The 24532-nt window shown below is 69.9% G+C and carries 24 protein-coding genes; 8 read left to right on the top strand and 16 right to left on the bottom strand.

Features of this window, described 5'->3' with window-relative positions; genetic code table 11:
• Nucleotides 1–15 precede the first annotated feature (15 nt).
• From AB0N14_RS28535 to AB0N14_RS28520, 4 genes are all read right to left on the bottom strand, one after another.
• On the bottom strand, nucleotides 16–1653 hold the full coding sequence (locus AB0N14_RS28535; protein WP_366028584.1) for a cytochrome bc complex cytochrome b subunit: 1638 nt from the start codon (nucleotides 1651–1653) through the stop codon (nucleotides 16–18).
• Nucleotides 1650–2708: a Rieske 2Fe-2S domain-containing protein gene (locus AB0N14_RS28530; protein WP_366028583.1), complete on the bottom strand. Its 1059-nt coding sequence runs from the start codon at nucleotides 2706–2708 to the stop codon at nucleotides 1650–1652. Before AB0N14_RS28530 ends, AB0N14_RS28535 begins: the two co-directional genes overlap by 4 nt.
• Complete coding sequence (locus tag AB0N14_RS28525; RefSeq protein WP_263229504.1) at nucleotides 2705–3517, bottom strand: c-type cytochrome; 813 nt, start codon at nucleotides 3515–3517, stop codon at nucleotides 2705–2707. Before AB0N14_RS28525 ends, AB0N14_RS28530 begins: the two co-directional genes overlap by 4 nt.
• Nucleotides 3518–3627: 110 nt before the next feature.
• The gene (locus tag AB0N14_RS28520; protein WP_103843096.1) at nucleotides 3628–4248 is read right to left on the bottom strand and encodes a heme-copper oxidase subunit III; all 621 of its coding nucleotides are present in this window, start codon (nucleotides 4246–4248) and stop codon (nucleotides 3628–3630) included.
• A gap of 180 nt (nucleotides 4249–4428) precedes the next feature.
• Here AB0N14_RS28520 and AB0N14_RS28515 point away from each other — a divergent pair, with 180 nt between their 5' ends.
• The gene (locus AB0N14_RS28515) at nucleotides 4429–4830 is read left to right on the top strand and encodes a hypothetical protein (protein WP_366028581.1); all 402 of its coding nucleotides are present in this window, start codon (nucleotides 4429–4431) and stop codon (nucleotides 4828–4830) included.
• A gap of 103 nt (nucleotides 4831–4933) precedes the next feature.
• Here the strand turns inward: AB0N14_RS28515 and AB0N14_RS28510 are convergent, their stop codons facing one another.
• From AB0N14_RS28510 to coxB, 4 genes are all read right to left on the bottom strand, one after another.
• Entirely contained in the window at nucleotides 4934–6190 is a 1257-nt protein-coding gene (locus AB0N14_RS28510; RefSeq protein ID WP_366028580.1) for an Ig-like domain-containing protein, read from the bottom strand.
• A 131-nt stretch (nucleotides 6191–6321) separates the two neighbouring features.
• Entirely contained in the window at nucleotides 6322–6720 is a 399-nt protein-coding gene (locus AB0N14_RS28505) for a cytochrome c oxidase subunit 4 (RefSeq protein ID WP_366028579.1), read from the bottom strand.
• Entirely contained in the window at nucleotides 6717–8450 is a 1734-nt protein-coding gene (ctaD, locus tag AB0N14_RS28500; RefSeq protein ID WP_366028578.1) for a cytochrome c oxidase subunit I, read from the bottom strand. The genes AB0N14_RS28505 and ctaD overlap by 4 nt, the downstream gene beginning before the upstream one ends.
• Complete coding sequence (gene coxB, locus AB0N14_RS28495) at nucleotides 8447–9406, bottom strand: cytochrome c oxidase subunit II (RefSeq protein ID WP_366028577.1); 960 nt, start codon at nucleotides 9404–9406, stop codon at nucleotides 8447–8449. Before coxB ends, ctaD begins: the two co-directional genes overlap by 4 nt.
• A 319-nt stretch (nucleotides 9407–9725) precedes the next feature.
• Here coxB and AB0N14_RS28490 point away from each other — a divergent pair, with 319 nt between their 5' ends.
• Complete coding sequence (locus tag AB0N14_RS28490) at nucleotides 9726–11102, top strand: aminotransferase class V-fold PLP-dependent enzyme (RefSeq protein WP_366028576.1); 1377 nt, start codon at nucleotides 9726–9728, stop codon at nucleotides 11100–11102.
• A gap of 198 nt (nucleotides 11103–11300) precedes the next feature.
• Here the strand turns inward: AB0N14_RS28490 and AB0N14_RS28485 are convergent, their stop codons facing one another.
• Nucleotides 11301–12275 (bottom strand): carbohydrate kinase family protein, encoded by a 975-nt coding sequence (locus tag AB0N14_RS28485; RefSeq protein ID WP_366028575.1) that lies wholly within the window; start codon nucleotides 12273–12275, stop codon nucleotides 11301–11303.
• Between the two features lie 132 nt (nucleotides 12276–12407).
• Between AB0N14_RS28485 and AB0N14_RS28480 the strand changes: the two genes are divergently transcribed.
• Complete coding sequence (locus tag AB0N14_RS28480) at nucleotides 12408–12623, top strand: hypothetical protein (RefSeq protein ID WP_366028574.1); 216 nt, start codon at nucleotides 12408–12410, stop codon at nucleotides 12621–12623.
• Nucleotides 12624–12791: 168 nt separating this feature from the next.
• Nucleotides 12792–14312, top strand: coding sequence for a hypothetical protein (locus AB0N14_RS28475; protein WP_366028573.1), 1521 nt, complete (start codon nucleotides 12792–12794; stop codon nucleotides 14310–14312).
• A 76-nt stretch (nucleotides 14313–14388) separates the two neighbouring features.
• On the opposite strand, the gene AB0N14_RS28470 is transcribed toward AB0N14_RS28475, so the two are convergent.
• Complete coding sequence (locus tag AB0N14_RS28470; protein WP_366028572.1) at nucleotides 14389–14745, bottom strand: iron-sulfur cluster assembly accessory protein; 357 nt, start codon at nucleotides 14743–14745, stop codon at nucleotides 14389–14391.
• A gap of 322 nt (nucleotides 14746–15067) precedes the next feature.
• On the opposite strand from AB0N14_RS28470, the gene nadA reads away from it, so the two are divergent.
• On the top strand, nucleotides 15068–16252 hold the full coding sequence (gene nadA, locus AB0N14_RS28465) for a quinolinate synthase NadA (RefSeq protein ID WP_366028571.1): 1185 nt from the start codon (nucleotides 15068–15070) through the stop codon (nucleotides 16250–16252).
• Between the two features lie 411 nt (nucleotides 16253–16663).
• Here nadA and AB0N14_RS28460 read toward each other — a convergent pair whose 3' ends face one another.
• The 5 genes from AB0N14_RS28460 to AB0N14_RS28440 form a co-directional block, all read right to left on the bottom strand.
• On the bottom strand, nucleotides 16664–17602 hold the full coding sequence (locus AB0N14_RS28460; protein ID WP_366028570.1) for a YcxB family protein: 939 nt from the start codon (nucleotides 17600–17602) through the stop codon (nucleotides 16664–16666).
• Nucleotides 17603–17900: 298 nt separating this feature from the next.
• Nucleotides 17901–18578: a response regulator transcription factor gene (locus AB0N14_RS28455; RefSeq protein ID WP_366028569.1), complete on the bottom strand. Its 678-nt coding sequence runs from the start codon at nucleotides 18576–18578 to the stop codon at nucleotides 17901–17903.
• A 22-nt stretch (nucleotides 18579–18600) separates the two neighbouring features.
• Complete coding sequence (locus AB0N14_RS28450; RefSeq protein WP_366028568.1) at nucleotides 18601–19830, bottom strand: histidine kinase; 1230 nt, start codon at nucleotides 19828–19830, stop codon at nucleotides 18601–18603.
• 193 nt (nucleotides 19831–20023) lie between these two features.
• Nucleotides 20024–20302 carry a hypothetical protein gene (locus AB0N14_RS28445; RefSeq protein WP_366028567.1) on the bottom strand — a complete coding sequence of 93 codons (279 nt, stop codon included), beginning with the start codon at nucleotides 20300–20302 and terminating at the stop codon, nucleotides 20024–20026.
• Between the two features lie 25 nt (nucleotides 20303–20327).
• Complete coding sequence (locus tag AB0N14_RS28440) at nucleotides 20328–21125, bottom strand: PspA/IM30 family protein (RefSeq protein ID WP_366028566.1); 798 nt, start codon at nucleotides 21123–21125, stop codon at nucleotides 20328–20330.
• 299 nt (nucleotides 21126–21424) lie between these two features.
• Between AB0N14_RS28440 and AB0N14_RS28435 the strand changes: the two genes are divergently transcribed.
• The 3 genes from AB0N14_RS28435 to AB0N14_RS28425 all read left to right on the top strand — a co-directional run bounded on the left by AB0N14_RS28435 (nucleotide 21425) and on the right by AB0N14_RS28425 (nucleotide 24185).
• Nucleotides 21425–22054 (top strand): DUF3043 domain-containing protein, encoded by a 630-nt coding sequence (locus AB0N14_RS28435; RefSeq protein WP_366028565.1) that lies wholly within the window; start codon nucleotides 21425–21427, stop codon nucleotides 22052–22054.
• 83 nt (nucleotides 22055–22137) lie between these two features.
• Nucleotides 22138–22839 (top strand): methyltransferase domain-containing protein, encoded by a 702-nt coding sequence (locus AB0N14_RS28430; RefSeq protein WP_366028564.1) that lies wholly within the window; start codon nucleotides 22138–22140, stop codon nucleotides 22837–22839.
• A gap of 275 nt (nucleotides 22840–23114) precedes the next feature.
• Nucleotides 23115–24185, top strand: a complete 1071-nt coding sequence (locus tag AB0N14_RS28425) for a trypsin-like peptidase domain-containing protein (RefSeq protein ID WP_366028563.1) — start codon at nucleotides 23115–23117, stop codon at nucleotides 24183–24185.
• A 39-nt stretch (nucleotides 24186–24224) separates the two neighbouring features.
• Here the strand turns inward: AB0N14_RS28425 and AB0N14_RS28420 are convergent, their stop codons facing one another.
• A complete protein-coding gene (locus tag AB0N14_RS28420) occupies nucleotides 24225–24434 on the bottom strand; it encodes a hypothetical protein (RefSeq protein ID WP_366028562.1) in 210 nt (69 codons plus the stop codon).
• Between the last annotated feature and the right edge of the window lie 98 nt (nucleotides 24435–24532).

The following is a 24532-nucleotide window of genomic DNA, read 5'->3' as shown; positions in this document are numbered from 1 at the left end:
CGTGGCGTGCAGCGATCAGTGGTGGCCGTGGCCGCTCGTGATCTCCTTGTACTCCTCGACCGTGGGCTTGGGGATCTGGTTGTTCTCCCCGTAGTACGCGTTGCTGAGCTTGGCACGCAGCTTCGCGGAGCCCTTGATCTTCCGCTCGACACCGTTCTCGTCGACCGTCGGGCCGAGCTCGACCGGCTTGTACTGCTCGTGCGCCGTGAGCGTGTGCAGCTGCTCCTGGCTGAGCGGCTCGTGGACCTCGATGAACTCACCGTGCGGCAGCCGCTTGATGATGCCCGACTCGCGGCCGTGCAGCACCTTGTCGCGGTCCCGGCGCTGCAGGCCGAGGCAGATCCGCTTGGTGACGATGAACACGAGCACCGGTACCACGAAGAAGGCGACGCGGACGAACCAGGTGATCGCGTTGATCGACAGGTGGAAGTGGGTGGCCCACAGGTCGTTGCCACCACCGACCAGCAGTACGAAGTACCACGAGATCCAGGCGGCACCGAACGCGGTGCGCGTCGGCGCGTTGCGCGGCCGGTCCAGGATGTGGTGCTCGCGCTTGTCGCCGGTGACCCAGGCCTCGATGAACGGGTAGACCGCGATCGCGACCAGGACCAGCGGGAAGATCACCAGCGGGATGAACACGCCCAGGACGAGCGTGTGACCCCAGAAGTTGATCTCCCAGCCCGGCATCGTACGGATCAGGCCCTCGGAGAAGCCCATGTACCAGTCGGGCTGGGCGCCCGTGGACACCTGGTCCGGACGGTAGGGGCCGATGGCCCAGATCGGGTTGATCGTGGCGATCGCCGCGACGGCCGCGATGACGCCGAAGACCAGGAAGAAGAAGCCTCCGGCCTTGGCCATGTACACCGGCATCAGCGGCATGCCGACGACGTTGTTGTTCGTCTTGCCGGGGCCCGCGAACTGCGTGTGCTTGTGGTAGACGACCAGGATCAGGTGGCCGACCACCAGGCCGAGCATGATGCCCGGCAGCAGCAGGATGTGGACCGAGTAGAACCGGGCCACGAAGTCGCCGCCCGGGAACTCGCCGCCGAAGAGGAAGAACGACAGGTACGTGCCGACGATCGGCACGGACAGGATCGCGCCCTCCATGAAGCGGACACCGGTGCCGGAGAGCAGGTCGTCCGGGAGCGAGTAACCGGTGAAGCCGGTGAACATGCCGAGGACGAACAGCAGGAAGCCGAACAGCCAGTTGATTTCACGCGGCTTGCGGAACGCGCCGGTGAAGAAGACGCGCATCATGTGCACGAACATGCCGGCGAGGAAGATCAGCGCCGCCCAGTGGTGGATCTGCCGGACCAGCAGACCGCCGCGGACGTCGAAGCTGATGTGCACCGTCGAGTTGAACGCCTCGCTCATCAGCTGGCCCTGCAGCGGCACGTAACTGCCGTGGTACACCACCTCGTTCATCGACGGGTGGAAGAACAGGGTCAGGTACACACCCGTGAGGATGAGGATGAGGAAGCTGTAGAGGGAGACCTCACCCAACATGAACGACCAGTGGTCGGGGAAGATCTTCCGCATGTTCGACTTGGCCAGGGTGTAGATGCCCAGGCGTCCGTCGGCCCAGTCGGCGACACGCTCGCCGGCCGGCGCCCGTCCGCGCGACGCGGACCCGTTGCTCGTTGTAGTGCTCATCCGCGCTCCCAGAAGGCAGGACCGACGGGCTCCTCGAAGTCGCCGAGCGCCTCGAGGTAACCGTCCGCGTTGACGCCGATGCGCAGCTGCGGCAGGGCGTGACCGGCCGGGCCGAAGATGACCCGGGCACCGTCGGAGAGGTCGAAGGTGGACTGGTGGCACGGGCAGAGGACGTGGTGCGTCTGCTGCTCGTACAGGGAGATCGGGCAACCGACGTGGGTGCAGATCTTGGAGAACGCCACGATGCCCTCGTGGGACCAGGACAGTTCCTTCTTGTCCTTGATGTTCTCCGGCTGGAGCCGGACGATCATCAGCGCCGCCTTGGCGATCTCCACCTGGAAGTCCTCGCTGGTCTCCTCCAGGCCCTCGGGCTTGGCGAAGGTGAGCGAACCGACCTGGACGTCCGAGGGACGCAGCGGCTGGTTCGTGTTCATGTTGACGAGGAGCTTGCCCTTGGACCACATCGTGTGGCGCAGCTTCGTCCCGGGCAGGGGGCCGAGGTCGCGCAACAGGAAGAGGCCGGAGAGCGGGAACATGGCCAGCGCGCCGAGCATCGTGGTGCGGATCAGCTTGCGGCGGCCGATCACCGACTCCTTGGCGCCCTGCCGGAAGTCGGCCATGACCTTGGCCTTGACCTCGGGGGACGCCTCCACCGGGTGACGCTCGTCGGCGATCTCCACGTCGGACATCAGGGTGCGGGCCCAGTGGACCGCGCCCGCGCCGATCGCGAACAGCGCCACGCCGAGCGTCAGGCCCAGCGCGAAGTTCATCGCGCTGATGTGCCCGAGCGGGAAGACGTAGATCGACTTGTCGTTCGGGATCCCGACGTACGAGGCGATGAAGCCGAGGGTGGCCAGCATCGACACGGTGAACAGCAGGGCGACCGTGCGCTCGGAGCGCTTGGCGGCCCGCTCGTCGATGTCCTGGATGCGGTGCTCGTGGGGCGGCAGCCCCGGGTCGGCGAACGGGTTCTCCTCGTCCGCGACGGCTACCGCACCGGACTCGGTGTCCTGCTCAGCGGGCAGGTTCTCTTCTGGAATGTCGTGGCTACTCATGACTTCTTGGCCTTTGCGGTCCGAGCGGCGACCCAGACGGCGACGACGATCAGCGCGCCGAGGCCGAAGATCCAGGCGAACAGGCCCTCGGAGACCGGGCCGAGACCGCCCAGCTTGAGACCGCCGGGGTTCTCGGTCTGGTCACCGTTGACCGCGTTCAGGTACGCGATGATGTCCTTCTTGTTCTGCTGCGACAGCGTGGTGTCCGGGAAGGACGGCATGTTCTGCGGGCCCGTCAGCATGGCCTCGTAGATGTGCTTGGGGGCGACACCCTCGAGACTCGGGGCGAACTTGCCGTGCGTCAGCGCGCCGCCCTCACCGGTGAAGTTGTGGCACTGCGCGCAGTTCGTACGGAAGAGCTCACCGCCCTTGGCGATGTCGGCGCCTTCCGGGCTGTAGTCGTTCTTCGTCGGGATCGCCGGGCCGGCGCCGAGGGACGAGATGTACGCCGCGAGCTGGTCGATCTGCGTCTGGTTGTAGATCGGCTTCTTCCGCGGCACCTGGGCGCCCTGCGAGGTGGCGGCCGGCATACGACCGGTGCCGACCTGGAAGTCGACGGCCGCGGCACCCACGCCCACCAGGCTCGGACCGTCGGAGCTGCCCTGACCGTTGGTGCCGTGGCAGCTGGCGCAGCCCACCTGATAGAGCTTCTTGCCCTCGTCGATGGCGAGGGACTGGGCGGTCGTGTCGGCCTGCGCCTGGGTCGCGGGCGCGAACGCTGCGTACAGCCCCCCGGTGGCCGCCAGCGCGAGGAGTAGGACGACGACAGCCGCCAGCGGATGGCGTCGTCGTGCGGAGAGCTTTTTCACGGATTACCCCGGTGTCAGGATCTTCTGCGTCGATGCTTCTGGAAGTGGATCGGGTCGTCGGGGGCGATCGGCTCCCCCGATCGGGGGACCGTCCGCCGCGCGGCGGCCGACTACCGGATCATGTAGATCGTGGCGAAGAGGCCGATCCAGACGACATCGACGAAGTGCCAGTAGTAGGACACGACGATGGCGGCGGTCGCCTGCTCATGCGTGAACCTGCGCGCCGCGTAGGTGCGGCCGAGGACCAGCAGGAAGGCGATGAGACCACCCGTCACGTGCAGGCCGTGGAAGCCGGTGGTCAGGTAGAACACCGAGCCGTACGGGTCCGAGGACAGCGAGAGGCCGTCCTTCTTGACCAGCTCGGTGTACTCGAAGATCTGACCGCCGACGAAGATCGCACCCATGATGAAGGTGACGATGAACCAGCCCCGGAGCTTCTTCACGTCCCCGCGCTCGGCGGCGAACACGCCGAGCTGGCAGGTCAGGGAGGAGAGCACCAGGATCGTGGTGTTCGTCGCCGAGAACGGGAAGTTGAGATGGCTCGCCATCTCCTTCCAGTGAGCCGGCCCGGTCACCGATCGCAGGGTGAAGTACATCGCGAAGAGGGCCGCGAAGAACATCAGCTCGGAACTCAGCCAGATGATGGTTCCGACGCTGGTGAGGTTCGGCCGGTTGACCGACGGGTGCGCGTGCCCGGTTTCTACTGTCGTTGCTGTCGCCACGACCGACATTATGTCGGTCGCTTATCTCGCCCTCACTCCGGGGGGTGCCGTTCGGAGTGTCCGTACCGTCTGTAGTGCCCGGATGGCGCACCGAAGAGGCGTGCGCGCCGGTGTCGACCCCGTGTTCCAGGGGGTAGCATCCGCACTGATGGGTCCGTTCCGTACGACGACGACGTCCCGGAGGGAAGCATGCAGCCGACCGCCACGGTGCTGGTCTACAGCGACGACTCCAACACCCGCGCCCAGGTGCGGCTGGCCTCCGGGCGCAGGCCGGCTCCGGACGTTTCCGAGGTGGAGTTCGTGGAGTGCGCCACGCCGGGAGCCGTGCTCAGGGAGCTGGACAAGGGCGGCATCGATGTGTGCGTGCTGGACGGCGAGGCCGTGCCGATGGGGGGCATGGGCGTGTGCCGGCAGATCAAGGACGAGATCTTCAATTGTCCGCCGGTGCTGGTGCTGATCGCTCGGCCTCAGGATGCGTGGCTCGCGACCTGGAGCCGCGCGGATGCCGCGGTGGCGCTGCCGGTCGAGCCTGTTGAGTTCGCCTCTGCTTTGGCCGGTCTGTTGCGGCGTCGGGCCCTTTCGAGCGCCTGAGAGCTCGGTCCCCGGCATCTGGTGGCGACTGCCGCTGCTGTGTGGTTGTTCGCGCCCACGCGGCGGAGCCGCATACCGACACAGCCCCGCGCTCGTGAGTGCGCTACACGCTCTCCGGACTCAACCGTGCCGTCATCGCGGGGTTCGAGGTGCCGGGGGCGAGGGCGCTGCCCTTCTGCCACTTCTCCCAGTCCACATTCCAGTCGCCGAAGCCGTTGCCGAACGGTTCCATCTGTTTGCCGCCCGAGTTGACGACCTGGACGATGTCGCCCTGCCGGACCGTGTTGTAGAACCACTGGGCGTACGAGGTGCTCATCCCGGTGCAGCCGTGGCTGACGTTGGCGTACCCCTGGGAGCCCACGGACCAGGGTGCGGCGTGCACGTACTCGCCGCTCCAGGTGACCCGGGCCGCCCAGTAGACGTTCAGGTCGTAGGAGTCGCTGGAGCCCGCCGAGATGCCGATGGTGGATCCGCGCATCCGTACGACGTAGCTCTTGTTCAGGATCACCTTGACGCCGTTGCGGGTCTCGTAGCCGGGCTTGCCGGTGGTGATGGGGATCTGCTTGATCGCCTGGCCGTTCTTGTAGATCGTCATCCGGTGTGACGCGGAGTCCGTGACCGCGATGACGCTGTCCCCCGTGGTCAGCTTCACCGGCTTGGTGTCGCCGCCCCAGAGGCGTTCGGCGATCTTCACCCCGGCGAGGTTGCTGTAGGCCGTGACGGTGGCGTGGACGGGCCAGTAGTCCTTGGGGCGGTAGTGCAGCGTCTTGTCGTCCACCCAGTACCAGGAGCCCTCCACGGCGGGCACCGAGTCCACCCTGAGGGCACGCTCGACGATGGCCCGCTGCGCCCTGTCCTTGACGGGCTGGCTGAGGGTGGCCGTGACGGGCTGGCCGACGCCGTACGTCCCGGAGTCCGGGCCGAAGGTGACGTTCAGGACCTTCCTGGCCTTCGGGGTGCCGGTGTCGAACTCCAGGGTCTTGCGGCCCGGGTTGCCGTCCTCGTCCTCCGTGCTGATCTGCACCGTGTAGTGGGTGCCCGCGGCCAGCGGCGAGGTGCTGTGCCAGCGGCTGCCGTCGGCGGAGAGTTCACCGGCGACGTAGCGTCCTCGGGAGTCGGTGGCGGTGACGTCCGTGATGCGCGCGTCCGAACCCGAGGCGGTGATCTCCAGAGGTTTGTCCGGGTCGACCTGCTTGCCGTCGCCGACCGGGGCGTTGAAGGCGATGTCGTCCGCCGCGTCGTACGGCTTCGCCGCCGGGTCCCCGTCCCCGCTGCAGGCGACGAGACCCGCACCGAGGGCGATCACCACCAGGGTGCAGCCGACGACCGTGCCGTTCCTCAAGAACGCTGTGTGGCTCATGCCCTCACGCTAGGAACGTCCGTCAGGCATGGCGCGCCGGGCAATCCGTGTGGGGGACGCAAGGCGCGGCAAAAGAGGGAGCCCCGACACTCCAGGCGGTGTGTCCGGGCTCCCGTCGCGCTCGGCGCGTGTTACTGGGTGCGGTTCTCGCCGCGGTAGTACTCGAAGACCCAGCCCCACAGGCCCACCAGGACCAGCGGGGCCGAGAAGTACAGCAGCCACCAGCCGATCGCGATCGCCAGGAAGGCGAGCGCGCCGCCGATGCCGAGGGCGAGCGGCTGCCAGCTGTGCGGGCTGAAGAAGCCGATCTCACCGGCGTCGTCGGCGACGTCGGCCTCCTTGTTGTCCTGCGCTCCCGCGTCGACCCGCCGGGCCGTGAAGGCCAGGTAGTAGCCGATCATCACGCTCAGGCCGAAGGCCAGGAAGAGCGCGGTGGTGCCGGCCGGCTCCTTCGACCACAGGCCGTAGATGATGGCCATCACGAGGATGAAGACGGCCAGCCACAGGAACATCTTGCCCTGGATCTTCACTTGCCGGCCTCCTTGCCACCAGCGACGCCCTTGCTGCCGGCACCCGCGTACTCGAGCTGCTCGAGCGCGGCGATCTCCGGGTGGTGCAGGTCGAAGGCGGGGGATTCGGAGCGGATCCGCGGCAGCGTGAGGAAGTTGTGCCGCGGCGGCGGGCAGGAGGTCGCCCACTCCAGCGAACGGCCGTAGCCCCACGGGTCGTCGACCTCGACCTTCTTGCCGTACTTGGCCGTCTTCCACACGTTGTAGAGGAACGGCAGGATCGACAGGCCGAGCAGGAAGGAGGAGATCGTCGAGATCGTGTTCAGGGCGGTGAAGCCGTCGGCGGCGAGGTAGTCCGCGTAACGACGCGGCATCCCCTCGGCGCCCAGCCAGTGCTGCACCAGGAAGGTGCCGTGGAAGCCGATGAACAGCGTCCAGAAGGTGATCTTGCCGAGGCGCTCGTCGAGCATCTTGCCCGTCATCTTCGGCCACCAGAAGTGGAAGCCGGAGAACATCGCGAAGACGACGGTGCCGAAGACCACGTAGTGGAAGTGCGCCACCACGAAGTACGAGTCCGAGATGTGGAAGTCCATCGGCGGCGAGGCCAGGATGACACCGGTCAGACCACCGAACGTGAAGGTGATCAGGAAGCCGGTCGCCCAGAGCATCGGCGTCTCGAAGGACAGCGAGCCCTTCCACATCGTTCCGATCCAGTTGAAGAACTTCACGCCGGTGGGGACGGCGATGAGGAACGTCATGAAGGAGAAGAACGGGAGCAGCACGCCACCGGTGACGTACATGTGGTGCGCCCACACCGTCACGGACAGACCGGCGATGGCGATGGTGGCGCCGATGAGGCCCATGTAGCCGAACATCGGCTTACGGCTGAAGACCGGGATGACCTCGGAAATGATGCCGAAGAACGGTAGCGCGATGATGTACACCTCTGGATGGCCGAAGAACCAGAAGAGGTGTTGCCACAGCAGTGCGCCGCCGTTGGCCGCGTCGAAGACATGGGCCCCGAACTTGCGGTCCGCCTCCAGGGCGAACAGCGCGGCCGCCAGGACCGGGAAGGCCAGCAGCACGAGCACACCGGTCAGCAGCACGTTCCACACGAAGATCGGCATGCGGAACATCGTCATGCCGGGGGCGCGCATGCAGATGATCGTGGTGATGAAGTTGACCGAGCCGAGGATCGTGCCGAAGCCGGAGAAGGCCAGACCCATGATCCACATGTCGGCGCCGACGCCCGGCGAGCGGACCGCGTCCGACAGCGGGCTGTAGGCGAACCAGCCGAAGTCGGCCGCGCCCTGCGGGGTGAGGAAGCCGCCGACCGCGATGAGCGAGCCGAACAGGTAGAGCCAGTAGGCGAACATGTTCAGCCGCGGGAACGCCACGTCGGGCGCGCCGATCTGCAGCGGCATGATCCAGTTCGCGAAGCCGGCGAACAGCGGCGTCGCGAACATCAGCAGCATGATCGTGCCGTGCATCGTGAACGCCTGGTTGAACTGCTCGTTCGACATGATCTGCAGGCCCGGACGGGCCAGCTCGGCGCGCATGAGCAGCGCCATCACGCCGCCGATCAGGAAGAACGCGAACGACGTCGTCAGATACAGCGTGCCGATCGTCTTGTGGTCGGTGGTTGTCAGCCACTTGACGACGACGTTACCGGGTCGCCTGCGCCGTACCGGCAGCTCGTTCTCGTACGACTCAGCTGCCGCGGCACCCTGGGGTTCGTTGAGGATGCTCACAGGTTGTTCGTCTCCCGGTTCTTCTCGTGGCTCGTCTGCGCGATGCCGGCGGGAATGTAACCGGTCTGCCCCTTCTTCGCGAGGTCCTTGAGGTGCTGCTCGTACGTTGCGGGCGAGACGACCTTCACGTTGAACAGCATCCGGGAGTGGTCGACGCCGCAGAGCTCGGCGCACTTGCCGCGGAAGGTGCCCTCCTGGTTGGGGGTCACCTCGAAGGCGTTGGTGTGGCCCGGGATGACGTCCTGCTTCATCAGGAACGGCAGCACCCAGAAGGAGTGGATGACGTCACGCGAGGTGAGGATGAAGCGGACGGTCTTGCCCTTGGGGAGCCACAGGGTGGGACCGGGGTTGCCCGTCTGCGGGTTCCGCGTGGCGGGCGTGCCGAAGTCGTAGACACCGCCGGCGTTCGCCGGGAAGTCGTTCTTGAACCGGTCCGGAATCGCGGCCAGGTTCTTGTCGGTCTTCGCGTCGCCCGTCACCCCGTCGACGGGGGTGACGTAGTTGAAGCCCCAGCTCCACTGGTAGCCGATGACGTTCACGGTGACGTCGGGCTTCTTGGAGAGGCTGAGGAGCTTCGACTCGTCGCGGGCGGTGAAGTAGAAGAGCACCGAGACGATGATGAGCGGGACGACCGTGTACAACGCCTCGATCGGCATGTTGTACCGGGTCTGCTGGGGAACCTCGACCTTGGTGCGGCTGCGACGGTGGAACATCGCGCTCCACAGGATCAAGCCCCACACCAGCACGCCGACGGCGAGCGCGGCCGCCCAGGACCCCTGCCACAGGGAGAGGATCCGCGGAGCCTCTTCCGTGGTCGGGGTGGGCATACCAAGGCGGGGGAAGTCCTTGTATGTGCAACCGGTTGCGGTCGCCAGGACCAGGCCCGCGGTCAGTGCCTGCAGCAGCTTCCGCCGCATCGGGCGCCGCGGCGAGCGGTCGGAGCCGTTGGGACTCACGTAGCGCCTTCCCGAGAGTCTCGCCCGCGCGGTTGGCTGCGGCCTTCTCGCTGGTCGGTCGCCGCCCTGCGTCGGGCAGGGGTTTGGATGTTTATGCGGACCAAACCCTACTGGACGCCTTCCGGCGGGTTGCGGGGAGGGTGCCGTACGCGCCGCGGGTGTCGCCGGGACGCCTAATAGCTCGGGAGTGCGGCTTGTGTGGCGAGTGCGGGTGGTTTGTGGTTGCTCGCGCCCACGCGGCGGAGCCGCATATCGACACAACCCCGCGCGCCCCGCCCCTTCGGGCCACGCTGCCCTGAACGGCGTCTAGCGTTGCTGTGTGGGCTACTTCGATGCTGCTTCCGGTGCTCCCCTTCATCCCGTTGCCCGGCAGGCCCTACTGGCCTCGATCGATGAGGGGTGGGCCGATCCCGCACGGCTGTACCGGGAGGGGCGGCGGGCGCGGTTGCTGCTGGACGCGGCGCGGGAGGCGGCCGCCGACGCGGTGGGCTGCCGTCCGGACGAGCTGGTCTTCACCTCCTCCGGGACGCGGGCGGTGCACGCGGGGATCGAGGGGGTGCTGGCGGGCCGCCGCCGGGCCGGACGCCACCTGATCGTGTCAGCGGTCGAACATTCCTCGGTGCTTCATTCGGCGGAGGTGTTCGAGGCGTCGGGCGGGACGGTGACACAGGTGCCGGTCTCGCGCGCGGGCGCGGTCACCCCCGGGCAGTACGCGGAGGCGTTGCGTCCGGACACCGCGCTGGCTTGCCTGCAGTCGGCCAACCACGAGGTGGGCACGGTGCAGCCGGTGGCCGGGGTGGCCGAGGTGTGCCGGGCGGCCGGGGTTCCGCTGCTGGTGGACGCGGCGCAGTCCCTGGGCTGGGGTCCGGTGGAGGGCGACTGGTCGGTCCTGACGGCCAGTGCGCACAAATGGGGCGGACCGTCGGGCGTCGGGCTTCTCGCGGTGCGCAAGGGGGTGCGGTTCGCGCCCCAAGGGCCCTCGGACGAGCGGGAGTCGGGGCGGGCGGCCGGGTTCGAGAACATCCCGGCGATCGTGGCGGCCGCGGCCTCGCTGCGGGCGGTACGGGCGGAGGCGGCCGAGGAGGCCCCGCGACTGCGGGAGCTGACGGAGCGGATCCGGGCGCGGGTGCCGGAGCTGGTCCCCGATGTGGAGGTGGTGGGTGATCCGGTGCGCCGGCTGCCCGGGATCGTCACCTTCTCCTGTCTCTACGTCGATGGAGAGACGCTGCTGCACGAGCTGGACCGCGCGGGCTTCTCCGTCTCCTCCGGTTCGTCCTGTACGAGCAGCACGCTGACGCCGAGCCATGTGCTGAAGGCCATGGGGGTGCTGAGCGAGGGCAACGTGCGCGTGTCGCTGCCGCCGGGGACGTCGGCGGAGGACGTCGAACGGTTCCTCGCGGTGCTGCCGGAGGCGGTGGCGGGGGTCCGGGAGAAGCTGGGGGCGCCCTCCCCGCGGACCGCCGGGCCGGAGGACGCCCTGGTCGTCGACGCCCTCGGCAAGCGCTGCCCGATCCCGGTGATCGAGCTGGCGAAGGTCTTCGGGGACGTCCCGGTCGGCGGCACGGTCCGCGTCCTGGCGGACGACGAGGCGGCGCGCCTGGACATCCCGGCCTGGTGCGAGATGCGGGGACAGGAGTACGTGGGAGAGGAGCCGGCGGAACGGGGGTCGGCGTACGTGGTCCGCCGGCTCTCCTAGTGCCGCGGCAGGCGACGTTCGCCCGTCAAGGAGCGGCGTCCGGTGCGTGCTCTGGGGGTACCCCCTGCTCGAAGAGCTTGGGGGTGGGGGTCCCCCCTGCTCGAGCGAAGCCGAGAGCTTGGGGGAGTGCCGGGCGTCGCGACGGGGCGAACGTTGCCTGTTGCGGCACTAGCCACGTGGTGTGGCCCCGCTGCGGCCTCAGGCCAGGTGTTCCTGGACCTCCGCGGCGGCCTCGTCCCCGTACGCCTTGGTGAAGCGTTCCATGAAGTGCGCCCGCCGCAGCTGGTACTCCTGCGTGCCCAGCGTCTCGATGACCAAGGTCGCCAGCATGCAGCCCACCTGGGCCGCCCGCTCCAGCGTGACCCCCCACACCAGCCCCGAGAGGAACCCGGCCCGGAAGGCGTCGCCGACCCCGGTCGGGTCCACCTTCGCCGTCTCCTCGGGCACTCCGACCTCGATCGGGTCCGCACCGACGCGCTCGATGCGCACGCCGCGGGAGCCGAGCGTGGTCACCCGGTGGCCCACCCGGCCGAGGATATCGGCGTCCGACCAGCCCGTCTTGGTCTCGATGAGCCCCTTCTCGTACTCGTTGGAGAAGAGGTAGGTCGCCCCGTCCAGCAGTATCCGGATCTCGTCGCCGTCCATGCGGGCGATCTGCTGGGAGAAGTCCGCGGCGAACGGGATGGACCGGGAGCGGCACTCCTCCGTGTGGCGCAGCATCGCCTCCGGGTCGTCGGCGCCGATGAGGACCAGGTCGAGGCCGTCCACCCGGTCGGCGACCGTCTTGAGCTCGATGAGCCGGGCCTCGCTCATCGCGCCGCTGTAGAAGGAGCCGATCTGGTTGTGGTCGGCGTCGGTGGTGCACACGAAGCGGGCCGTGTGGTGGGTCTCCGAGATCCGCACGGAGTCCGTGTCCACTCCGTGTCGGTCCAGCCATGCGCGGTACTCGTCGAAGTCGGAGCCGGCCGCGCCGACCAGGATCGGCTTGGTGCCGAGCTGTCCCATACCGAAGGCGATGTTCGCGCCCACCCCGCCGCGGCGTACGTCGAGGCGGTCGACCAGGAAGGAGAGGGAGACCGTGTGCAGCTGGTCCGCGACGAACTGGTCGGCGAAGCGGCCGGGGAAGGTCATGAGGTGGTCGGTGGCGATGGAGCCGGTGACTGCGATACGCACGGCTAGGACACGCTCCTGGGGCGGAGGGGATGGACAGTTCACGCTACCCGGTCCACCGGGCCCTCTGAAGCAGGCGAAACTACCCGATGGTAGATCTTTCCTGGTGGGCTCGGGCCTGCCTACGGTGCGGCCATGACGAAGCTCGAGGTCCTCGGCACCGCCCCGCTCGGCACGGAACCGGAAGGCGATCTGGCGTCGCTGCGCGGCGACTGTGCCCGCATGGTCCCGCACTGGGCCGCACCGGAGAAGGCCGCTCCCGTGCCGGTCTCACCGTCCCTGATCCACGGGGTCAGCGTGCCGCCCGCCTCCGCCCGCCTCCTGGACGCGATGTCCGACTACGGGGACTGATCCCGCGCCTGGCCGCGCCCGGCCGGCGCACCCGCGAGGGAACCGTGCGCTCCCCCGCCGCGTCCCATCGCCGTCCCCCGTAAGAGGGAGGCGGGATACGACCTTCCGTGCCCCTTTTCCGGCACGGCGGGGTCTCCTGGGACAGCGTGGAGCCGAAGGAGCGATGCGGTGAACACCGAGCGACCCGACGACGTGAGCGAGACGGCGGACGTCCCCGAGGAGGGGGGCGGCGCCGTGCCGCGACGGCGTTCCCCGGTGGTGGTCGCCTCGGTCGCGGCCGCGGTCCTGCTGGTGGGGGGCGGCGGAGCGTATCTGGCCACGACCCTGTCCGGCGGGGCGGGCGGCTCCTCGGCACCGGGCGGTGACGGCGCTCCCCCGGCGCTGGCCCTCGACGGCCGTGGCGGGGTCGGCTCGCCGGGCATCGCGGTGGGCGAGCCGAACCCGTACGGCACGACGTACCGCGCGGCGGGCAAGCTCCCCAGCGGCCCCGGTTCGGCGCCCGTGTACTGGGCGAAGGGCGAGGTGACGCGGGACGAGGTGGCCCGGCTCGCCAAGGCGCTGGACGTGAGCGGCACGCCGCGGCGGGCCGGCGACTCCTGGACGGTGGGCGGCGGCAAGGACGGGGCGCAGCCGTTGCTGCGGGTGGCCGGGCAGGCGCCGGGGATGTGGACGTTCAGCCGGTACGGGCCCGGGTCCGACAACCTGTGCCGGGGCACCAAGGTGTGCGCCCCCGCGCAGGGCTCCGCCGAGGGCTCCTCCGCCGCGGTGAGCGAGGCCGTGGCGAAGCGGGCCGCCGCTCCGGTGCTGAAGGCGCTCGGCCAGGACGACGCCAAGCTCGACGTGCACCAGGTCCTGGGCTCCGTGCGGGTGGTGAACGCCGATCCGGAGGTCGGCGGGCTGCCCACGCACGGCTGGTCGACCGGTGTCCAGGTGGCCGCGGACGGCCGCGTGGTGGGCGGCAGCGGCAATCTGAAGGCGCCGGTCAAGGGAGCGGCGTATCCCGTGCTCGACGCCAAGCGGACGCTGGAGCTGATGAACGGCGTGCCCTCGTACGGCCGAAAGGGCATCGGCGGCTGCGCCAGTCCGGTACCGGTGAAGGAGCGGGACGAGAAGCCGTGCGGGGCGTCCACCGCGGCGCCGGAGCGGGCGTCGGCGACGGTGGAGGGCGCGGTGTTCGGGCTGGCCCGGCACTCCGTGAACGGCCGGGCGGTGCTGGTGCCGTCGTGGCTGTTCGAGGTACGGCCGACCGGGGCCGGGGACGGCCTCACGGTGACGTATCCGGCGATCGACCCGCAGTATCTGACCACTCCGCAGCCGCCGGGGCAGCCGAGCGGGACGTCGTCCCCGGGGAGGAGCGCTCCGGGCGGGACGCCGTCCCCGGCGCCCACGAAGCATGACGTGAAGGTGATGGGCTACACCGCCGTCGGCCGGGACCTCACCATCGCCTACGAGGGCGGGGTGTGCGCCGACTACGCGGCGTCGGTGAGCGAGGGCTCGGACAAGGTGACGGTGACCGTGACCGAGACGCCCTGGCGGGGCAAGGTCTGCATCATGATCGCCAAGGTCTACCACGAGACGCTGCACCTCAAGGCGCCGCTGGGCGACCGCCAGGTGGTCGGTTCGGACGGCACGCCGATCCCGAAGGGGACGGTGCCCGCCGACGGGGCGGGGCCTCCGCTCGCGCGGTAGGAAGCTCCACGGACGGAGGAAGGCGGCGCCCCCGGGTGGGGGACGCCGCCTTCACACGCCTACCGGTGGGGGCTGCTCAGCTGAAGGAGTCGCCGCAGGCGCAGGACCCCGTCGCGTTCGGATTGTCGATGGTGAAGCCCTGCTTCTCGATGGTGTCGACGAAGTCGACGGTCGCGCCGCCCAGGTACGGGGCGCTCATGCGGTCGGTGACGACCTTGACCCCGCCGAAGTCCTTCTCCACGTCGCCGTCGAGCGAGCGCTCGTCGAAGAAGAGTTGGTAGCGCAGGCCGGAGCAGCCGCCGGGCTGGACCGCGACGCGCAGCGCCAGGTCGTCACGGCCTTCCTGGTCGAGCAGGGCCTTGACCTTGGCCGCGGCGGCGTCGGTCAGGATGATGCCGTCGGTGACGGTGGTGGTCTCGTCCTGTACGGACATCTACATCTCTCCCGGGTTGTACGGAGACTGCTTGCCGACGAGTGCAACCGGCGTGGCCGCGGATTCATTCCGGGCCCGCGCGCGTCTTTTCGCGTCTCGCTTCTTCCTCATGCTCGCATACCCGCCGGAACACGCATACCGGCCTGTGGAGGGACGGCCGTGGGAAGGCCGGGATTCACGTCACATCGACGCTATCGCCATCGTCAAAGTGACATGAAGCGGTTATGATAGATAGCGTCAATTCGACGAAAAGGCTTGTCCCGCATGTCCCGTCGGCCCGCCTGAAGGGCCGGCGAGCCGCAGAACAGAAAGGGTGCGTGTCGTGACCACCGCCCAGACCCAGGAGCTCGACGTACAGCCGACGCCCCTCGCCCTCCTGCTGCTCGGCCGTGAGGCCGACCCCAAGAGCGAACGGGGCGTCGAGTGTCCCGGCGAGCTTCCCTCGCCGTCCGACCCGGACCTGGTCGAGCGCGCCCGCGCGGCCAAGGAGAAGCTGGGCGACAAGGTGTTCGTGCTCGGGCACCACTACCAGCGCGACGAGGTCATCCAGTTCGCGGACGTCACGGGTGACTCCTTCAAGCTGGCCCGGGACGCCGCGGCGCGGCCGGAGGCCGAGTACATCGTCTTCTGCGGTGTGCACTTCATGGCGGAGTCGGCGGACATCCTGACGTCCGACCACCAGAAGGTGGTCCTGCCCGACCTCGCGGCCGGCTGCTCCATGGCCGACATGGCGACGGCCGAGCAGGTCGCCGAGTGCTGGGACGTGCTGACCGAGGCGGGGATCGCCGAGCAGGTCGTGCCGGTGTCGTACATGAACTCGTCCGCGGACATCAAGGCGTTCACGGGCAAGCACGGCGGCACGATCTGCACGTCGTCGAACGCGAAGCGGGCCCTGGAGTGGGCGTTCCAGCAGGGTGAGAAGGTCCTGTTCCTGCCGGACCAGCACCTGGGCCGCAACACCGCGGTGCGCGACATGGGCATGTCCCTGGACGACTGCGTCGTCTACAACCCGCACCGGCCGCACGGCGGCCTGACGGCCGAGCAGCTGCGCGCCGCGAAGATGATCCTGTGGCGGGGCCACTGCTCGGTGCACGGTCGCTTCGACCTGGACTCGGTGAACGACGTGCGGGAGCGGATCCCCGGCGTGAACGTGCTGGTGCACCCCGAGTGCAGGCACGAGGTGGTGACGGCGGCGGACTACGTGGGTTCGACCGAGTACATCATCAAGACGCTGGAAGCGGCCCCGGCGGGCTCGAAGTGGGCCATCGGCACGGAGCTGAACCTGGTGCGACGACTGGCGAACCGTTTCGCACCGGAGGGCAAGGAGATCGTCTTCCTCGACAAGACGGTCTGCTTCTGCTCGACGATGAACCGCATCGACCTGCCGCACCTGGTGTGGGCCCTGGAGTCCCTGGCCGAGGGCAACCTGGTGAACCGCATCCAGGTGGACAAGGAGACGGAGGCGTTCGCGAAGCTGGCGCTGGAGCGGATGCTGGCGCTGCCGTAGCGGTTTCGTCTGTACGCGCGTGAGAGCGCCTCTCAGTGTGAGAGGCGCTCTTCGCCGTTCCGGCCTTGTCCCTGGCCGCGCGTGCCGCAGCGATGCGCTCGCTCGCCCACCGCTCCCGCGTGGCGTGATGGCGTGTCCCGCAGCATGACGGCCGACTCGCGCGAAGACGCAGCCGGACTTCGCCACGGACCCGCGACAGAGCGGGCCGCACACATGGGCATGCACACGCCGCCTGGGCCTTGGAGGGCGTGGCTCAGACGCCGTTCCTCATGGCCCCGAAGTCCTGGCCCGGACACCAGTCGCAAGGTGACCGGTGGCCTTGAGAGCTTCGTTTCCTGCTGCTGATTGCCCGGCTTCTGCGGCCCGCCGCCGAGGGATGATCGCCGGGCCCGCTCGGGGACCGTGGCCCGCTCAGAAGTCGTAGCAGACGTAGGCGCCCTCGGGCTGGCGGGCGATCCGGTCCGAGCCCCAGCAGTGGAGCATCGGCCCAACGCGGTACAGGGCGGCGCCACCGGCCAGCAGGACAAGGACGGCGAGCACGGCGGTCACGATCCGCATGACGGTCATCCGCCGTACGAGCCACCAAGCCCCGGCGACCGCAAGCGTCCCCAGCCCCAGCATGACGGCCGATATCGGGGCGGTGTTGTTCTGAATCCCGGGAAAGCGGTCCGGGTGCGCGGCGTGTTGGACGGCGGCGAAGGCGAAGAAGAACAGCAGCAGCCCCAGCAGCAACAATCCGACGGAGCCGGCCCCGCGGCCCACGGCCCGGCCCCGGCTCCGCGGGCTTCCAGGCGCCTCGCCGGCGTCCGCGCGCACCAGCCGCCGGTCGAGGACCGCCCGGAGCCGGTCCACCTCCTCCGGGGCCGCCACGGCCCGCTTGGGTAGGACGGCGAAGCCGACGGCGGACTTGTCGGCGCTGAGAAGCACGAACAGGTCCGGCGTCTCGACATAGCGCGAGTAGAGGTGCCAGTCGTGGCTGGCCGAGCTGTGCGCGGTGGTGAGCCGGACCCCGGTGTCGTCGACCGTCCCGCGGATGTCCCCCTGCCGTTCGGCGAGCCGGTGGAGGCGGCGCGCCTGCAACCACGGCACCGCAGTCCTGAAGGCGAGGAAGACCACCACCCCCGCATACAGGGGCCACGGTGTGTCGCGGCGGCCGGAGCCAGCCGCCGACAGCAGGGCGCCGACGATCGTGACCGCCACCGTCCAGACCAGCGCCACGCGCTGAAAGCGTCCCGCGCCGGTGCTCCTCGCGCGTGCGCGCAGCGCGGACGCCAATTCGCCAGCGGTCGGCCGATAGGCCAGCTCCACCCGTCTCTCGGCGACCGCGTCCGTTTCCCGACCCTCGGCCATGTCCCCTCCCCGGTTCGGTGATCAACCGGATCGTAGTGGCTTTCTCAGTCGCTCCGGCGACCTGCGGTGGTCGGCGCCCTACGTCATCGAGGTCACGTGATGCTGCATGATGCCTGGGTGGGCGGTGGCGGCCGAGCTGCGGCGAGGTCCCCGGCACCACGCATCCGGCCACCCTCACCTGGGACCACGACGGCCTGCACCCCCTGTCTCAAACGGAACGCAAAACGACGACGGACGCGGCCACTGCGCCCCAGGAGGAGATCGACTCCCGTTTCTACGCCAGCACCGCCGGGTCAGGTCACTCCACCCGTGGACGCACCAGTCCGGACTCGTAGGCCATGACCACCAGCTGCGCCCGGTCGCGGGCGCCCAGTTTCGCCATGGCCCGGTTGACGTGCGTCTTCACCGTCAGCGGGCTGACCTCCAGGCGCTCGGCGATCTCGTCGTTGGAGTGACCGCCGGCGACCTGGACGAGCACCTCGCGCTCCCGGCCGGTGAGGGTGTCGAGCCGGTCGGAGTGGGCCGGGTCGCGGCCGCCGTCGTCGCCCTGGGCGAGGAACCGGGCGATGAGCCCCTTGGTGGCGGCGGGCGACAGCAGTGCCTCGCCGCCGTGCGCGACGCGGATGGCGTTCAGCAGGTCCTCGGGCTCGGAGCCCTTGCCGAGGAAGCCGGACGCGCCGGCGCGCAGCGACTGCACGACGTAGTCGTCGACCTCGAAGGTCGTCAGTATGACCACCCGGACATGGGCGAGGGCCGGATCGGCGCTGATCAGGCGGGTGGCGGCGAGGCCGTCCGTGCCGGGCATGCGGATGTCCATGAGGACGACGTCGGGACCCCGCTCCGTGGCCAGCCGTACCGCCTCCGCCCCGTCGGACGCCTCGCCCACCACCTCCATGTCCGGCTCGGAGTCGACGAGCACGCGAAAGGCGCTGCGGAGCAGCGCCTGGTCGTCGGCGAGCAGGACGCGGATGGTCATACGGGCGCTCCCTGGGCGGCGGTCACACGGTCTCCCCGGCTGCGGTCGTCGTGTGGTTCTCGACCGGCAGGATCGCATGGACCCGGAAGCCGCCTCCGTAGCGGGGACCGGTGGTGAGGGAGCCGCCGACGGCGGTGACGCGCTCCCGCATGCCGAGCAGGCCGTGGCCGCCGTGGCCGTCGTCGTCGCCGGGTGCGGTGTCCTCGCCCGGGCCGTCGTCGAGGACCGTGATCTCCACGTCCGGGCCCACGCGGACGACGCTGACCTCGGCCTTGGCGGTGGGTCCCGCGTGCTTGCGCACGTTGGTGAGGGCCTCCTGGATGACGCGGTAGGCGGCCAGGTCCACGGCGGCGGGCAGGGCCGTGCCGTCGTCGGCGCGGGCGACCTCCACGGGGAGCCCTGCGCTGCGGAAGGTGTCGGCGAGCTCGTCGAGGCGGGCGAGGCCGGGGGCGGGTTCGGTGGGGGCCTCGGGGTCGCCGGACTGGCGGAGCAGGCCGACGGTGGCGCGGAGTTCGTTGAGTGCGGAGCGGCTGGCCTCGCGGACGTGGGCGAGGGCTTCCTTGGCCTGGTCGGGCCGCTTGTCCATGACGTGGGCGGCGACGCCGGCCTGCACGTTGACCAGGGCGATGTGGTGGGCGACGACGTCGTGCAGGTCGCGGGCGATGCGCAGCCGCTCCTCGGCGACGCGGCGGCGGGCCTCCTCCTCCCGGGTGCGCTCCGCACGCTCGGCGCGCTCCCTGATGGCCTGCACGAAGGCGCGGCGGCTGCGCACGGCGTCGCCGGCCGCGGCCGCCATGCCGGTCCAGGCGAAGAGGCCGAGGTTCTCCTGGGCGTACCACGGCAGGGGGCCGGCGAGCATGGCGGCGCCGGTGAGCACGGTCATGGTCAGCAGGCCGACGCGCCAGGCGGTGGGGCGGTCGGTGGTGGAGGCGACGGTGTAGAGGGCGACGACGGCGGACATCGCGACGGGGGCGCGCGGGTCGGCGGTGACCAGCTCCACGAGGGAGAGGGCGACGGTGACGGCGAGGACGGCCATGGGGCGCCGCCTGCGGAGGACCAGCGCTGCCGCGCCGAGCACCATGAGGACGAGGCTGAGTGCGTCGGGGGTGTGGGCGCCCCAGGTGGCGCCTTCGCCGTGGGGGTCGGCGAAGGAGGTGGCCAGCATGGCGACGAAGACACCGAAGGCCAGCACGGCGTCCAGGGCGAGGGGGTGGGCGCGGATCTGGCACCGGGTGCGTTCCAGGGTGCTCACGGCTTCACGGTACGGGGCGCCCGCGGCGGGCGGAACCGAGGCCGGGTCTGACCGGCGGCGCATACCGCCCGGGGGCTGCGCCCCCAGGCCCCCGATCGGCCTGAACGGCCTCCTCCTCAAACTCCCCCAAGCTCTGCGAGCAGGGGGGACCCTCAGGGGCTGGATTTCGCTGACCTGGGCTGAACCGTGCCCGTCACCCCGGGATCAGCCCGTCCCCGCTCAGCATCTCCCGGACCTCCTCCAGGCTCGCGTCCGGCGACGGCAGGATCAGCTCCGACGGTTCCAGGGAGTCGTCCGGAAGCGGAGCGCCCAGACGGCGGACCTCCTCGAGCAGCGCCGTCAGGGTGCGGCGGAAGCCGGACTCGTCACCCTGCTCCATCTCCGCGAGCAGCTCGTCGTCCAGCTTGTTCAGCTCGGTGACGTGGGCGTCGTCCAGGCGTATCTGCCCCTCACCCATGATCCGTACGATCATGTCGCCTCCTCAGGCGCGAGACCGGCTACTGCTTGTCGAAGCGCGGGGTGTCCTGCGGCTGGGACTGGTTCTGACCCTGCCCGGTGCCGCCCTCGATCGCCTGCCGCTGGTCGGACGAGCCTCCCGCCAGCTCCGCCTTCATGCGCTGCAGCTCCAGCTCCACGTCCGTACCGCCGGAGAGCCGGTCCAGCTCGGCCTGGAGGTCGTCCTTGGCCATCCCCGAGGGGTCGTCCAGGGCACCGGAGGCCAGCAGTTCGTCGAGCGCACCGGCGCGGGCCTGGAGCTGGGCCGTCTTGTCCTCGGCGCGCTGGATCGCGAGGCCGACGTCGCCCATCTCCTCGGAGATGCCGGAGAACGCCTCGCCGATCCGGGTCTGTGCCTGGGCCGCCGTGTAGGTCGCCTTGATGGTCTCCTTCTTCGTGCGGAAGGCGTCCACCTTCGCCTGCAGCCGCTGGGCCGCCAGCGTGAGCTTCTCCTCCTCGCCCTGCAGGGTCTGGTGCTGGGACTCCAGGTCCGTCACCTGCTGCTGGAGCGCCGCCCGCCGGGACAGCGCCTCGCGGGCCAGGTCCTCCCGGCCCAGCGCGAGCGCCTTGCGGCCCTGGTCCTCCAGCTTCGACGACTGCTGCTGGAGCTGGTTGAGCTGGAGCTCCAGGCGCTTGCGCGAGGTGGCCACGTCGGCCACGCCGCGGCGCACCTTCTGCAGCAGCTCCAGCTGCTTCTGGTACGAGTAATCGAGGGTCTCGCGCGGGTCCTCGGCCCGGTCAAGGGCCTTGTTCGCCTTCGCGCGGAAGATCATCCCCATACGCTTCATGACACCGCTCATGGGCTTCGCGCGCCCCCTTCTGACCGACTCCGGCTCACAGTCCTGCGACAGAACCCACAGTACGGGCCCTGCATCCATTACCGCACTGTTCGGGAACGGATGCGGTCATCCCCAAGGACGACTGCGTACGGTCCCGCTCCGGCGTAGGGAGTAGGTGTCCCCCGGGCTTACGTACGGGGAGACGCCGGGATTCCCTCAGCCACCCTGTGGAAGAACGTCGGCGGTCTTCCTTTTACGGCCGCTCTGTCCCCCTGGAGACGAGCGGTGTTGCCGGATCGTTCCCCACGGGGCTGGGGTCCATGCGGGGGCACCCCGTACCCTTGGGTTTTGTGTTCCGTAGCCGTGCCAAGGAAGAGAAGGCCCCGATCGCCGACAAGGCGCCGGTGACCGACTCCAAGCAGCCCCGCGACCCGCAGGCCCCGAAGGGCAGGCCCACGCCCAAGCGCAGTGAGGCCCAGTCCCAGCGGCGCAGCGTCGCCAACAGCTCGATGTCGCGCAAGGATGCCGCCAAGCGGCAGCGCGAGGAGCGGCGCATCGCGCTGGAGAAGCAGCGTCAGGCGCTGGCCGGCGGTGACGAGCGGTATCTGCCGGCCCGGGACAGGGGTCCGGTCCGCAAGTTCGCGCGCGACCACGTCGACTCCCGGCTCAACGTGGCGGAGTTCTTCCTGCCCATGGCCGTGGTCATCCTCGTGCTGAGTGTGGTGCGGGTGGGCGCGCTGCAGTCGATCGCGCTGCTGCTGTGGCTGATCGTGATCCTGGGGATCGTCGTCGACTCGGTGTTCTCCGCGTTCCGGCTGCGCAAGCGGCTCAGCGAGCGCTTCCCCGACCAGAACAAGCGGGGCGCGGTCGCCTACGCTCTGATGCGCTCCCTGCAGATGCGTCGGCTTCGGCTGCCGAAGCCGCAGGTCAAGCGCGGAGAGCGGCCCTGAGCACGACGTCTTTCTCCGGGGGCGCGGCGGACGCCTGGCTGAGCAAGCTGGGGGGGCTGCGTGATGTCGTACGGCAGGAGCTGGTGGCCCGGCAGCTGGACGAGCAGATAGCCGGGCGGTACCCGGTCGGGCAGCGGCTGCGGGTGCTGGACGTGGGCATGGGCCAGGGGACGCAGGCACTGCGACTGGCCCGGGCGGGGCACCAGGTGACCGGGCTCGAGCGCGACGAGAGGATGATCGCCGTCGCCCGCGAGGCCCTGTCCGGTGAGCCGGAGGGCATCCGGGAGCGGATGCGGATCATCGAGGGCGACGGCCGGGACACGGGCGTGCACTTCCTGCCGGGCAGCTTCGACGTGGTGCTGTGCCACGGGGTGCTGATGTACGTCGAGGAGCCGGACGCGCTGCTGGCGGGGATGGCCCGCATGCTGGCGCCCGGTGGGCTGCTCTCCCTGCTGGTGCGCAACGGCGACGCGCTGGCGATGCGGCCGGGCCTGTCCGGTGACTGGGCGGGCGCGCTGGCCGCGTTCGGCACCGTGTCCTACACCAACCGGCTCGGCCTGGAGGTGCGCACGGACCGGCTGGCGGCGTTGACCGCGACGCTGGCGGGGATCGGCGCACCGCTGCACGCCTGGTACGGGGTGCGGGTCTTCACCGACACGGCGGCGGACGACGCGGCGATTCCCGCCGATGTCGAGACGCTGCTGGCGGTGGAGGAGCGGGTCGGACGGACGGACCCGTACCGCGGGGTCGCCGCGTTGCTGCATCTGTGCGGCGTGCGCGGCTGAGGGGTCCTTGCACTATGAGCGTCCGATGAGGTCGCGTGGTCCGGTGCCGTGCATCGCAAGGCGCCGGAGAGCCCTCGGTGGGGGTCCCCCCTGCTCGAGCGAAGCCGAGAGCTCGGGGGAGGAGCTACCAGGGCTTTTCGGCAACTCGGCGAGGTGCGGTGCCAGGCCGCGCGATCCGGGCGGGCATAGGGCAAAGGCCCCTGAGAGCCGCCCGGCCGATCCCGTTCGGGTGAGCACCGGGGGCAGGACAGTCGGCTCTTGGTGACACTCGGGGCATGGACGCTTCCCGTACCCGTGTCCCGTACCGGCTGTGCGCCCCGCTCCTCGTCTGCTGTCTGGTCCTGCTCGGCGGCTGCACCGGCGGCTCCGGGTCCCCGGCCCGGACGGAGGACACGGCGAGCGCACAGGCGGCCCCGACCACGGCGGGGGACGACCTGCAGAGCGAGTACCAACGGGTCGTCAAGGACGTCCTGCCGTCCGTCGTGCAGATCCGGACGGGCAACGCCCTGGGGTCCGGCGTGGTCTACGACGGCAAGGGGCACATCGTCACCAACGCCCATGTGATCGGGCGCGACCGGGCGTTCGAGGTGACCACCGCCAACAGCGAGCAGCCCCTGACCGCCCGGCTCGTCTCCTCGTACCCGGAGCAGGACCTCGCCGTCATCCGGCTGGACAAGGTGCCGCGCGGGCTGAAGGCGGCCGCCTTCGGGGACTCGGCCAAGGTCGAGGTGGGGCAGATCGTGCTCGCCATGGGCTCCCCGCTCGGGCTCGCGTCGAGTGTGACGCAGGGGATCGTGTCGGCGACCGGACGGACTGTCAGCGAGGGTGGCGACGGGGGTACGGGCGCCACCATCGGGAACATGGTGCAGACCTCGGCTGCGATCAACCCGGGCAACAGCGGGGGCGCGCTGGTCAACCTCGGCAGCCAGGTCATCGGCATCCCCACGCTCGCCGCGGTCGACCCGGAGCTCGGGGGCGGCGCGGCGCCCGGCATCGGCTTCGCGATCCCGGCGTCCCTGGTGAAGACGATCGCCGACCAGATCATCAGGACCGGGCACGTCACCGAATCGGGACGCGCGGCCCTCGAGATCTCGGCCCGCACGGTGGTGAACGACAGCTACCAGCCGGCCGGGGTCGCGGTGGTCGACGTCAAGAGCGGGGGCGCGGCCGACAGGGCGGGGCTCAGGGCCGGCGACATCATCACCGGACTCGGTGACACGCGCATCACCACGGTGACGTCCCTCGCGGAGGCGCTCGCCGGTGACAAGCCGAGGCAGCGGACGACGGTGACGTTCCTTCGGGACGGTCACCGGAAGACGGTGGACGTCACCCTGGGCGAGCAGTAGGGATGGGCGAGGGCCGGGCCCCCGCCCCGGGCCAGTGGACTACTCCTCGGCGTGCAGGCTCATGGGCCCGTAGATCTCCGTGCCGTCCTCGAACAGCCGCACCTGGTCGGCGCCTCCGGCGAGCAGTTCCTTCCAGTGCTCCCCGATCCAGGACTCGGCGTCCCCCTGCGTGGTGAACTCCTCGGGCACGACCGCGGGCTGGACCTCCGTCCCGTCGGCCTTCTCGAACCGCCACGTCCATGCCACCATGTACGCCTCCACGATGTGAGCACCTGCGAACCAGGGGCCGGATCTTGGTCCGGCTCGTGATCCGAGGGTAGCCGGACGCGCAAGACCTGCGGCGACCC

Origin of the sequence: Streptomyces sp. NPDC051104, assembly GCF_040682835.1 — a bacterium.
Taxonomy (GTDB): Bacteria; Actinomycetota; Actinomycetes; order Streptomycetales; family Streptomycetaceae; genus Streptomyces; species Streptomyces cynarae.
Note: the sequence above shows the minus strand (reverse complement) of the source record. Positions and strands in the feature narration are given on the sequence as shown.